This window comes from Microcoleus sp. Pol14D4, from assembly GCF_036701245.1.
GTDB lineage: Bacteria > Cyanobacteriota > Cyanobacteriia > Cyanobacteriales > Microcoleaceae > Microcoleus.
The window spans coordinates 25,299-38,167 of the sequence record NZ_JAUBQM010000066.1 but is presented as its reverse complement, the minus strand read 5'-3'; the positions used below and the strand labels follow the sequence as shown (position 1 = coordinate 38,167).

The 12,869-nt window shown below is 48.6% G+C and carries 6 protein-coding genes; 1 reads left to right on the top strand and 5 read right to left on the bottom strand.

Going from position 1 to position 12,869, the window contains the following annotated elements; all coding sequences use genetic code 11:
* Nucleotides 1-288: 288 nt before the first annotated feature.
* From QUA33_RS20830 to QUA33_RS20815, 4 genes are all read right to left on the bottom strand, one after another.
* Nucleotides 289-972 (bottom strand): ribonuclease HII, encoded by a 684-nt coding sequence (locus QUA33_RS20830; RefSeq protein ID WP_333150805.1) that lies wholly within the window; start codon nt 970-972, stop codon nt 289-291.
* Nucleotide 973: 1 nt separating this feature from the next.
* On the bottom strand, nt 974-3,334 hold the full coding sequence (locus QUA33_RS20825) for an Rne/Rng family ribonuclease (RefSeq protein ID WP_333150803.1): 2,361 nt from the start codon (nt 3,332-3,334) through the stop codon (nt 974-976).
* A gap of 1,489 nt (nt 3,335-4,823) precedes the next feature.
* Complete coding sequence (locus tag QUA33_RS20820; protein ID WP_333150801.1) at nt 4,824-7,655, bottom strand: TIGR03960 family B12-binding radical SAM protein; 2,832 nt, start codon at nt 7,653-7,655, stop codon at nt 4,824-4,826.
* Between the two features lie 140 nt (nt 7,656-7,795).
* Nucleotides 7,796-8,149: an STAS domain-containing protein gene (locus QUA33_RS20815; RefSeq protein WP_333150799.1), complete on the bottom strand. Its 354-nt coding sequence runs from the start codon at nt 8,147-8,149 to the stop codon at nt 7,796-7,798.
* A 382-nt stretch (nt 8,150-8,531) separates the two neighbouring features.
* Between QUA33_RS20815 and QUA33_RS20810 the strand changes: the two genes are divergently transcribed.
* Nucleotides 8,532-8,729: a hypothetical protein gene (locus tag QUA33_RS20810; RefSeq protein WP_333067027.1), complete on the top strand. Its 198-nt coding sequence runs from the start codon at nt 8,532-8,534 to the stop codon at nt 8,727-8,729.
* Nucleotides 8,730-9,505: 776 nt separating this feature from the next.
* Here the strand turns inward: QUA33_RS20810 and QUA33_RS20805 are convergent.
* Nucleotides 9,506-12,340: a PAS domain S-box protein gene (locus tag QUA33_RS20805; RefSeq protein ID WP_333150798.1), complete on the bottom strand. Its 2,835-nt coding sequence runs from the start codon at nt 12,338-12,340 to the stop codon at nt 9,506-9,508.
* Nucleotides 12,341-12,869 lie beyond the last annotated feature (529 nt).

Here is a 12,869-nt window from a genome sequence, read left to right as displayed (position 1 = left end):
CCGCTTTTATCAACAAGGTATGCGGGCCGCAACCCTTATACAGTCTATCTCGTAGACCTTTTTGTCACCCCCCCAGGTACTGCTGAAACCCTGGCTTTTATCACAACTCGAATTACTGTCCCCACTTACCATTGGTAATGATTGAGAAAGCGACTAATAATAGTGGTACTTACTGTTTAAGAATGGTTAACATTGACCTACCTGATTGTTTCTGTGCCCTTTATTTCACATTTTGGGAGAAAATGCAAGGGCTAGTTGAGAATGGTGCAAGATGTGAGATAAAACTAACTATTTTTGACAAGGACTAAAAGATTGTCGGTGAAAGACAGATACACCGCAGCGTTCCAAAGCCAATTTATGTTTAGCAGTACCGTATCCCTTGTTATTTATCAAGTCATATTCAGGATACTTAACAGCCAAACGTACTATTAATTCATCGCGCCAAACTTTCGCCACAATACTAGCAGCAGCAATCTGAATCGATCGCGCATCACCCTTGATCATCGTCTCTTGCTCGATCGCCAAATTGGGAATCCTTTGATTCCCGTCAACCAAACACAAATCCGGCGTCACCTTCAACTTCAAAATCGCCCGTTTCATCGCCAACAACGAAGCCTGCAAAATATTGAGGCGATCGATCTCCCGCACCGAAGCCGCACCAATTTGACAGTCAACCGCCACAGCCCGGATTTTTACGGCTAACCGACTCCGGGCTGCGGCACTCAACTGCTTGCTGTCGCGAACCCCGCAACTTGCTAATTCACCGAGAACTTCGTCGGGCAAAATGCAGGCTGCAGCCACCACCGGCCCGAACAAAGCGCCTCGTCCGACTTCATCCACACCTGCAATTACTAGAGTGTTCGAGGGAGAGGGGGAAAGGGGAAGATGGAAAGATGGGAAGAGAGTAAAAATTTCTACTTCTTCCTTCTTCTCTATTCCCTCTGACTTCTTCCCTCTTCCCTCTGATTTCATATCACTCATCCACAACGGCTGACGAGCGGCGGCGGCGGCGGCGATTGATAGCAGGCTCCTCGGGTTCGCTGGGCTGGCTGGGTTGGCTGGATTCGATCGGCTCATGGGATTCGATCGGCTCATGGGATTCGATCGGCTCATGGGATTCGATCGGCTCATAGGATTCGATCGGCTCATAGGATTCGATCGGCTCATGGGATTCGATCGGCTCATGGGATTCGATCGGCTCATAGGATTCGCCCATCACATCGCTGGGTTCATCAATCCGATCGAAATCATCAGTTTCGTCAATCAAACTCTCGCCATAAATTTGGGCATCATCATCCTCCTCCTCAGAAAAAACAGGCTCAACTACCGACCTTTCGGGATAATAATCCCGTTCCTCAACATTCTGTGCAGGCGTCGTCGCTTCAAATTCAAATTCGAGCTGCTCGAAAGGCGGCTTGTTCGGGGCTGCTCCCGGAAGAGTCACCGAAACGATCGCATTCTTAGGATTTTTCACGCTGCGATCGGTAAGCACCAAAGGAGAAACCCCCATCAGAGCATAAACATCCTGTTCCTCCGCCGTCATTTCCACCGAAATCACCTCTGGAGGCTCCACCATCGGCTTCATCAACTCAGACTTAGCCGGACGCACACGCTCGAAATCCTCGCGCCTGCCAACAGTCGCCATATTCACCAGCCCGAAGCCCTCCGAAGCCGCCCGGATGCCGGGGGGTGCAAGATACTCAGAGCGCGTATCCGCGACAGGCGCGCTCGAAGTATTCGGCAGTCGCAACTTGCTGCGTACCGGTTCCTCCTCCGCCGGGAGAGCAAAAGGCTCTTCGCCAATCCGGCGGCGGCGGCGGCGTCTGGTTCCGTTCCCCAAATCCTGATAGCTGGGATGGTTGAGCAAGTCCAAAGGCGATGCGTTGCTGCCGGTCTCAAAATCCACACTTTCGCTTTGAGGTTCCCAAGCAGCCCTAGCAGGTTCGGGGGGGCGTTCTTCCCGCACTGGGGCAGGAGTTGCAGCCGCCACAGGCGTCAAGCTGCGGCGTTCCAATCCTTCAGGCAAATTCAACAAAACGCGGTTCGACGTAGCCACGGTACGATCGCCCGATTCCCGCACCGCTGCGGCGAAGTCTTCTTCTCCGGGGAGTTGCACCAGATGACCCAACCCGCTGCAAGTCGGACAACTGTGGCCGAACAACTCGTAAATATTTTGACCTTGGCGCTTGCGGGTGAGTTCTACCAGCCCCAATTCCGACAGTTGAGCGATTTGCGGTCGAGCTTTGTCAGCTTTGAGAGCTTTATTGAAATGTTCCAGCACCTGCAACTGATCGCGGCGGGATTCCATGTCAATAAAGTCAACAATAATCACCCCGGCAATATTGCGTAACCGCAGTTGTCTAGCAATTTCCGTGGCTGCTTCGCAATTTGTCCAGAGTACCGTTTCCCTAGCCGTGGCCGATCGAGTAAACGAGCCAGAGTTGACATCTATCACCGTCAGCGCCTCAGTCGGCTCGATAATCACATAACCACCCGAAGGCAAATCAACCCTCGGTCTGAGGGCTTCTCGAATCGCAGCGTTAACGCGGAAAAATTCTAAAATCGAGGCCCGCTCTCGGTGGTGGTCGATCAAAACTCCCGCAGGAAGTTTACCGCCGTTCCAGCTCATCAACTGCTGCTTCACCCGCTTAATTCCATTTTGCGAGTCCACCACAATCCGATTCACGTCACCGCTGAACATATCTCGCAGCACCCGCTGGATAAAATCGTCATCCCGGTTGAGCAGTGCCGGCGCCCGCGAAGTACCGCCTTCTAGTTGAACGGCTTCCCACTGTTTTTGGAGGACTTCCAAATCTTCCATGATCGCTTCTTCGGTCATCCCTTCAGCTTCAGTGCGTACCAGCAGCCCCATCCCGGCCGGTTTCACCAAAATAGCCAGGGCTCTGAGGCGGTTGCGCTCGGCTTCGGACTTGATCCGCCGCGAGAGATTGACTCCCCTGCCGTAGGGCATCAGTACCAAATAGCGGCCCGGCAGGGTAATGTTGCCTGTCAGCCGGGGGCCTTTGCTGCCCGTCGGTTCTTTCATTACCTGTACCACCACTTTTTGCTGGGGGGTCAGGAGTTCTGTAATTGCTCCTGCCGAGCGTTTAAGGCGCAGCGGGCCGAGGTCTGTGACGTGCATAAACCCGTTACGTTCTGGATCGCCAATATTGACGAACGCCGCATCTATCCCAGGCAGTACATTTTCAACAATTCCCAAGTAAATGTCACTGACTTGGTGGCTGCCTGTGGCTACCACAAGTTCTTGAATTTGATCTTCTGAAAAGACGGCAGCAATGCGATGCTGCTCTGCTATAACTATCTGCTTTGTCATTCAATTTCCTCAAAAAACTGGCAGCAAGTTAGAGACACTTACGCACTCATAGTGCCTCTGAACTTAGACTGTAATTAGTAGTAGCTTGAAGAGTTATTAGCTGTGAGTTGGTGCAGGGTGGAAGGAAAGTTAACTGTTGACCGTTCACTGTTAACTGTTCAGTGTTCACTGTTCAGTGTTAACTGTTACAGATAAAGTAGTTAAACCCGCCCGTACAGAGTTATGAGTTATGCTCAGCAGATAAATCTGAGAGATAGAAATAAGGAGGTTTTTATCGAGTTAGCCAGATTGAGATTTGAGTTGAGAATTGCGAAATCAATACTCAAAATTCAACACTTACAACTCTTCCTTTGAACTCAGCGAATAAATTCATTGACACCGTACCAATTTCTTAACACACAACTTAACACTCCGAACTGATAACTCCGCTTGCGTGGTGGTTGAGGGCTGGTTTTGAGCGAAAGTAGGTAGGAGTGAAAGCGCTTAGACTTTTGTTGAATTCTTGCGCGATCGCACTCAACATACCCCAGCTTGGCATTCGACTGCAACCTCCGCCCCTGCCAACCCTAAAACCTCGTCAGTCGATTTTAGATTTTAGATTTTAGATTTTAGATTTACTCCACAGATGAATCTGGGAGATTGAACTAGAGTCTAAAATCTAAAATTTTGGTTTTCCACGAATTAAGTCGGGGGCTTATCTCCGTTTTTTGACGGTTCAGTCAATTTTAAATTTTAAATTTTAGATTTTAGATTTACTCCACAGATGAATCTGGGAGATTGAACTAGAGTCTAAAATCTAAAATTTTTGGTTCTCCACGAATTAAGTCGGGGGCTTGGCTTATTTCCGTTTTTTGACGGGTCAGTCGATTTTAGATTTTAAATTTTAGATTTTAGATTTTAGATTTACTCCACAGATGAACCTGGGAGATTGAACTAAAGTGTCACATCTAAAATTTTTGGCTCTTCACGACTTAAGTCGGGGGCTTATCTCCATTTTTGGGCGGGTCAGTCGATTTTAGATTTTAGATTTTAGATTTTAGATTGACTCCACGGATAAATCTGGGAGCTGGAACTTTAATCTAAAATCTAAAATTTTTGGTTCTCCACGACTTAAGTCGGGGGCTTATCTCCGTTTTTTGACCCGTCAAAAACATCTATTGTTGAATACCCGCTCTGCGGTTTGAACCGTGAGATTTGTGAATAAGCCGACCACCGACAACCAGTCGATCGATCGAAATTAATCGCTAAATTTGGTTCAGACCCCGCTCCTGCAGGTTTGGCGCTAGATTTAGCCCGTGAATGTACAACAAAAAGGCTTGAAGTCTTGAACAGAAGCAATTTGCACCCAGCCCGCGTTGCTGGTTGACGAGGGCGGCGAGCGACTAAAGCGCTCGAGCCGCCGCGGCTTCCATAACAAGCGATTATAGCGTGAAACGACACATCCCGATCGAGAGCCGAAGGTGAAATATTCCACCACAGCTCCCCTATTTTAACCATAACCCAGGATTAGCTGACTACGCTCAACCTGCAGAAGCTGAATTTCCTGCTGGCTGACTTGTTCGAGCATGAAAACAATATGTTCTGGCTTGAGCACGTTGCCGTCGCTGCGACAACTGCCGGTATAGCGCAAGACGGCTCTACCTTCGGATGTAGCACTCCTAGCAGAGGTGCTGCTGTCTGGTTTGTGCTGTACAAGTTCTAGTTTGTGCAGCCTTTGGCGCAAATTGATATCCTGCGTCTTTCCCGACTTAGTAGTATGCACCCGCCAAAAAGCCTCGGTTTCGGCGATCGTCTTGACCCAAGCTTCCCAGTTGGCATCAGGAGCCACGGGGACAGGAGCAGAATTTTCCCCGTCTAATTCGCCATTTTCTGTCAAGGAGCCGCCTACAGCCACAGTAATCACGTACTCCGCTGCTTCTAACAACTGGTTAGCAGAAGGAGCCTTGAGATCGATCGACTCAACCTTGTAAATCGGAATATTTTCCGGCAGCTTAGCCACCAACTTTTCCCGAAAACTCTCAATATCGATCGACTCAGTGAGCTCAAAGTCGGCAATTTCCCCAGTGCTGGTAACACCCAGAGGCAGAGCATTTGCCAGAGAAATCCGAGGGCTCGGGTGAAACCCGCCGGTAAACGAAATCGGCAAATCGGCTCTGCGGACTACTCGATCGAACAATCGGATCAAATCCAAATGACCAACCAAAGCCATATCGCCCACCTTCCCGAACCAAACTCGCAAACGCTGTTTCCGCTCCGTATTCGGGACGAACTCCCCAGCAAACTCTGGAATTGGCAGCGCATCCACAACCACATTGTGTCCGAAATCGGTGCCGCAAACCCCGCAGCGCGAACACCCTTCAAAGGAACAGTCGGGAACCGTCGCTGCTTCTAAAGCCTTTTGCAAATCAATTTTCAACCAGTTTTTGTCGATCCCCGTATCTAAGTGATCCCAAGGCAGGGCCCGATCGAGAGAGAGGGGGAGAGGGGGGGAGGGGGAGAGGGGGAGATCCGGAGAATTGGAAAAATCTTCCTTGATTTCTCTTCCTTCTTCCGACTTCCTTCTTCTGACGAACCTCGGATTGACATCCGTTACATCCGTTACATCCGTTACAGAATCCGTTGCCGAACTTCCTTCTTCCTTCTCAAAAAGATTCCATTCGCCGCTTTCGACTTGGCGGTATTTCCAGGTAAGGCCCGACTCATAGATCGCCTGAGTCCAAGCTTTGTAAGCCTGATCCAAGCTTTCCCACCACGCATCCATACCCGCGCCAAGTTCCCAAGCGCGGCGGACTACAGCAGCCAAACGCCGATCGCCCCGTCCGACAAAATCCTCCATTGCCGAAATCCGCACATCTGTGTAATTCACCTTGACGCCCCGCATCCCCCGAAATTCTCCCTTCAGGAGTTTTTGCTTGCGGGAAAACTCAGCAGTAGAAACCGAGTGCCACTGAAAAGGAGTGTGAGGCTTAGGCGTAAAATTAGAAATTGTCAAGTTAAAATTCAGTCCCCGGCGGCCATCCACCCTGCATTCCCGGTGCAGCCAGCGGACTGTTTCAGCGATGCCCAGAACATCTAAATCTGTTTCTCCGGGCAAACCGATCATAAAATACAGCTTGATTTTATCCCAGCCGCGATCGACCGCAGTTTTGACACCCCGGAGCAATTCTTCATTCGTCAAACCTTTGTTAACGATATCGCGCATCCGCTGAGTACCAGCTTCCGGGGCAAAAGTCAAACCGCCTTGTCGCGTACCGCCGAGAATGTCGGCAATATTATCGTCAAATCTGTCAACCCGCTGGCTGGGTAGAGACAGAGAAATATTTTTATCTTTCAGGCGATTTTTGATTTCCATCCCCACTGCTGGGAGTGCCAGATAGTCGGAACAACTCAGGGAAAGCAGGGAAAACTCGCTGTGCCCGGTGGCTTGCATCCCCTGTTCGATCGCCTCTACGACTTGCTGCGGTTCGACATCGCGCGCGGGGCGAGTCAGCATTCCCGGCTGACAGAAGCGACACCCGCGGGTGCATCCCCGGCGGATTTCTACTGTCAGTCTGTCGTGTACTGTCTGGACGTAGGGAACCAGGCCGATCGAATAAGCTGGTATGGGAGTTGCCACGCGGCGCAGAATTCGTTCTGGAACTTGCGGGCGGTTGGGATGAACAGAACCGTCGGCCGCCATATCGTAGAATTGCGGGACGTAGACGCCTGGAATTTGCGCTAAATCCAGCAGCAATGCTTCTCGGCTCAAATTATTTGTTTTGCCTTCTGCCAAAATCAAGCCAATTTCTGGCAGCAACTCTTCTCCATCTCCCAAAGCGATGAAGTCAAAAAAGTCCGCGTAGGGTTCGGGGTTAGAAGTTGCCGTTTGCCCGCCAGCAAAAATCAGCGGCATTTGACCGTTTTGGCGGTTTGTCGCTCTTTCTTGCCAAGTTAGTGGAATGCCGGCTAAATCCAGCATTTCCAGAATGTTTGTGGCTCCGAGTTCGTAGCTGAGGCTGAAGCCCAGAATATCAAATTCTGTGAGCGATCGCCTCGATTCTACGGCAAACAGCGGAGTTTTGGTCGATCGCAGTTTTGCTGCCAAGTCTGGTGCGGGCAAATAAGCTCGATCGCACAACTGTCTCGGCCCTGCGTTCAAAATGTTGTAAAGGATGATGTGTCCCAGATTGGAAGCACCAACTTCATAAACTTCTGGGTAAGTGAGAACCCAGCGCACCAACGCCTCGTCCCAAGGCTTGTGCGTAGATCCCAATTCGTTTCCCAGATAACGAGCAGGCTGATTAATGTCTGCTGTAAGTAATTCTTCGACTTTTACTGCCACGGCTCGACTCGCTAAATATTTGCGACTCTTAAGCAGCCTACCTTAAAATCTGCCAACACGCCAACGACAGTAGCCTGTCTTTTCGGGCATTTAACCGAATTTGCTGTGTTTTGTTGCTTGTTTTCGCCTAGGAGTCACCTCTACCAGTGCTGGTTTACGCAGGAGTTTTCGGATTCAAAGCTATCGACATTTTCAAATATTTCAAACACTCGATCGAGTTGGCTGAGTTCCAGAATCATCTTAATCCCGGGAGATACTGAGCAAAGACTAAACCTGCGCCCCATTTTTTTCGCCTGCTTGAGGCCCGAAACCAATGCCATCAAACCGGCACTGTCAATAAATTTTACTGCGCCCAAATCTACGAGTACCGCTACCACCCCAGGGGCTGCAATTGCTGTCATTAGTTGCCGTCCGAATTCTCCGCAGGTGGCTGCATTCAGGTGGTCTAGGGGTCGAATCACCGTAATTGGTTTATGGGCAAGAAGTGTCTGCATATGTCAAACCTATGGTTGCTACGTATTTTCAACTACTGTGCTGGACAGGTGTAAGCCTAAACCTACTTGATTACTCTGAGGCTAACTTGCTCTGAGGGAAATCGACCAGTTTTTTCAGTAGTTTTACTGAATCTTTATTTATTGCCTCTTTTTTATGAAATTTTGCGTAAGATTTGGGCAGGAAACGTAAGCTACTATACTATTTTTTATTAATGCCAGCAGCTTGAGTCTTGGTAACTCTAAAAATTGCGATCGACTTTGCCCTAGCTGTTAGATAAAACTGAACAATGTAATTTAAATCACTTATTAGTTCTGATCTAGATCACCTGTTTGCTCGACACTTCAGAGGAAAATTAAACTGTACGGAGTTCTCCGACTTACTATGCAAGCAACTCATGCTATTCGTCAACTTGTAGAAAAAGCCCTCTACATTAAGCAGTTGACGCCTGACATTGAAAACGAAATCAACTACGAGCTCACCCGTTTGGGGTACATCTCGGATATTGATTATGAGGCTTTAGAGTTATTAATGGATGAAATGGATGCCGGCCGGGTGCAATTGGTATCTAACCGTCGATAGTGGAAAGTTGGCGGCGAGTCCATATCCCAAAACCCAAAAATCCTTGCACGGCGGGCAGTATAGGAGTTTTAGAAGCATTTACGCCGGCCGAATATTTTTCTAATGAAGCATCTCGTTGCTGAACTTGAGATTTGAGGAAATAGTCTTAGGGGCGATCGTCACTGCACCTCTGCTCAAAAGCTAAAAACTTTGACTTAGATTAAATTTATAACTTTTGGGGTATGACAAATTAGGTTAATTGTAACTGTCACTAAGAGTCATGCTTCATGAAGCAGCTAATTGCTGAACTTGATGTTTTAGAAGAGACTGTTAAGCGCGATCGTCCTTGCACCTCCTACAATTTGAGATGTGAGATGTGAGATCTGAGATTTGAGATTTGAGAAATCGGACTACAGATGACGATCTGGGTTTGGAACTTGTCTACAGTTGCATTCCTTTTAGAAACTGCTATCAGTATCAAAAACTACACACTATGACCTAAATTAAATTTATAACTTTTGGATCTTGACAAATTAGCTCTAAGTCTAATTCATACCGAAAATTTTTTCAGCAGGATTAGGACTCAGGTAAACTGTCACACATAAAGCTTAAATTTTAAGTGTGTAGTTGCGCTTGTGCCCTCTTAGCTTAGGAAATAACGTACAAGCGCAACTACATATTTTTGTTTAATCTACCAGTTGGCCTTAGGCCTAAGAATTATTATCCGATCGCTCCAATGCAAGAACATTGGTTTGTAGTCACGACCTCCGTGCTCAAAGTTTGCAAACCCACTCAATCTAAAATCTAACCTCTAAAATCTTCGATCGCGCCGCCAAACTTGCCACCACCGCGACCAACTCAGCAGGCTCGATCGGCTTGGGCACGTAAATTTGAAAACCTTGCTGCAGTGCCCGTATCCGTTCCTCTACCCTACCAACCGCCGTGAAGGCCAACGCCGGAATTTCCCTGTCCGCCATCTGCGATCGCACTTGTTGCAGCAGAGCCTCTCCGTCAAGGGCCTGTATCCCGATATCGATCGCCAACACATCCGGATTCAGCCTTTCAATCGCCTCCAACGCAGCCTTTCCAGAGCTAGCAGTCTCCACATGGGCCCCGCAATCTTCGAGCACGGTAGAGGCAAAATCCAGGGAATCCGCGTCGATATCGACCACCAATACCCGCACTCCAGAAAGATTGCTGTTGACAAAAGACTCCTTTACAGGGGCTCGCGCCTTGCTTAGAGGAATCGCCAACTCCCCGAGTCCGGCAACAGAAAATCCGCCGTCGCCAGGAAGGTGTTGAATTGGCAATCTCACTAAAAACCTCGACCCTTTTCCGTTCCCGGCCGATTCGGCTTGCACCGTCCCCCCGTGCATTTCCACAAAATGTCGCACTAGGGCCAAACCCAAACCCAATCCGTTGTACGATCGCCTTGTAGAGCTGTCCGCTTGGCTGAACCGCTCGAAAACGTGCGGCAGAAACTCTTCTGAAATCCCTTGTCCCGTGTCGCTAACCTCAATTTCCACAGTAGCGGGCGACAATTTTTCACAGCAAGCGGATTCCTCAGCGGCCAAAGTCCCCTGCATCTTTCGCACGGCCACCTTCACCTGTCCGCCATCGGGAGTAAACTTAATCGCATTCGACAGCAAATTCCAGGCTACCTGCTGCAACCGGCCCGAATCGGCAAAAATCCGCCCGGTAGTGGGGTCGAAATCCGTCACAATTTCAATATTTTTGGCGGCAATCGCGGGCGCGAGAGTATCGATCGCAGCCTCAACAGTCGAAATCACATCCACCCACCGCAAATTCAGCGACAGTTTGCCAGTAATAATCTGCGACACGTCCAACAAATCCTCAATCAGAGTTGCCAGCGATCGTGTATTGCGGTCGATCGTTTCCAGAGCCCGAACAGTCGTTTTTTCGTCAAACTTGCGGTTTCGCAACAGTTGCGCCCATCCCAGCATCGCATTCAGCGGCGTCCGCAATTCGTGGGACAAAGTTCCTAGAAACTCGTCTTTAATCCGGTTCGCGCGCGCCAATTCCTGGGCTCGATCGTGCAGTTCTCTTTCCAACTGCTTGCCAACCGTCAAGTCGAGAATAAAAGCCACAGATTCTTGCCGCTTTTGTGCCAGCAAAACATATCCGATCAACACCGGAATCCGGCTGCCGTCTCTCCTCCAAAATTCCTTTTCGTAGGGAGTGCAAGCCCCCGTTGCTTGTGCCTCTGCCATCCCCTTCTTGTCGAGAGACTGGTACTCCGGCGGTGTGATGTCAATCGAGTTTAATTCGCCGCGCTGCAACTGTTCCCGCGTGTAACCAATTATCCGCAAAAATTCATCGTTGGCCTCGATGATGCCGCCGTTAACATCCCCGAAGATAATTCCTATCAAGTTAGCTTCGGCTAACATTCTCAGCTTTTCTTCGCTAGCTTTGAGTGCAGCTTCTGTTTGCTTGCGATCGGTAATATCTTGGATGTAACCCGACAAACCCGAATCGGAAGGATAAAAACGCATCTTCAACCACTTCTTCCATAAAGGTACGAATTCTTCATACTCGATTGTTACCTTTTCTGCTAATGCTTTGGTAGCCATTTTGTAAAACTGTAAATCAACAGCCCCGGGAAATATATCCCAAATTTTTTGACCGATCAGTTCTGCTTTTTGTCGGCCTAACAGCTCAACAGCTTGGTGGTTCACATAGGTATAGTTCCAATTTAAATCAACAGCGATAAAAGCATCGGTAATGCTTTCGAGAATGTTCGTAACTTTATCGTTTGCCAATTGCAGCGCTTTAGCAGTTTCTTCTGCTTGCAACCTCGCTGCTTGTTCGCGGGACAAAGCCGCAGCGCGTTCTTGTTCGGCCAGTTTTCGATCGCTAATATCGATGTAAGAACCGATGTAACCTGCAAAAGTGCGATCGGGCCTGTACCGAGGTACGCCTGTACCCAAAACCCAGCGGTATTCCCCGTCATAACGCCTCAAACGGCATTCTATCCGGTACTCGCTGCCAGCGTCGAAGGCTTTTTGGTAAATATCCAGACATTCTGGCAAGTCATCTGGGTGCAAGTTTTCCATCCAACCCGTGCCCATTTCTTGTTCCAAAGTTCTACCGGTAAACTCCAGCCAAACTTTGTTAAAGTAATCGCCAAGTTGGTCAGTGCCGGACATCCAAATCATCACCGGCGCGGTATCTGCCATAATCCGAAATCGAGCCTCGCTTTCCTGCTGCTGTGCTTCGGCTTGCTTGCGATCGTTCCGTTCTTGAACTTCCCGCAGGGCCCGCTCAATCGACGGCACCAGCCGTATCAAACGGCGTTTGAGAACATAATCAGTAGCGCCGCTTTTCAAAGTTTCGATCGCCACTTCCTCGCCCAAAGTAGCCGAAACAAAAATAAACGGCACTCCCGGACAAGTAGTGTGGGCGATTTCCAGCGCAGCTATCCCGTTAAAACAAGGCAGCATATAATCTGCCAAAATAATGTCAAAACGTTGTTTTTCCAGCGCCGTGGCAAAGTCTTCTCGAGTTTCCACACACACCAGAGAAAATTGGAGCCCGCCCTCCATTAGATATGCCTCAATCAGTTCGGCATCTAGGGGGCTGTCTTCTACTAAGAGGATACTGAGCGTTTTCACAAAAATTCCTTTTACTTAAATATTAATTATCGGATACAAAATTTGATCGGGCTGCGGCTTTAAGTGAAGCCCAAAAAAATCTTGGGTTTTGAATGGCATAAAAAAATGTAAAAACCAATTGGTTTCATGAGTTGAGCATTCATATCTCAATCCTAACTTCTAATCAAGTCTATTGCTTCTTGCCGCGGGCTGAATCCCCGCTCTGACTTGATTGGCTAGTACGCTTGTTTTTCCTTAACTTTCGTCGGTTTTCCAGGAATCGGCACCGCTGGAGTCTTGCTTGTATGCAGCAGTTTAGCTATACCCTGTTAAACAAATAGTTTTGCACTTCTGGCTAGAAACAACTAGCTATGTAGTAATTTATCTCGCTTGCTACTAACTACTGCTACCTCGTTTGGCAGATTATTTTTTTGTAGTGATGCCCAAGTTAATTCTAGATTGCTTTGCCGCTCCTCTCAAGCTCAAATTCGGTTGAATTCTGCCGTTATTTCCTGAATATCGATCGATCCTGTCAAAAAAGTCAAAGTTG

Bases quoted from the DNA above. Each gene is read 5' to 3' on its own strand.
- QUA33_RS20830 (WP_333150805.1), bottom strand. From the start codon at position 972: ATGAAATCAGAGGGAAGAGGGAAGAAGTCAGAGGGAATAGAGAAGAAG.
- QUA33_RS20825 (WP_333150803.1), bottom strand. From the start codon at position 3,334: ATGACAAAGCAGATAGTTATAGCAGAGCAGCATCGCATTGCTGCCGTC.
- QUA33_RS20815 (WP_333150799.1), bottom strand. From the start codon at position 8,149: ATGCAGACACTTCTTGCCCATAAACCAATTACGGTGATTCGACCCCTA.
- QUA33_RS20810 (WP_333067027.1), top strand. From the start codon at position 8,532: ATGCAAGCAACTCATGCTATTCGTCAACTTGTAGAAAAAGCCCTCTAC.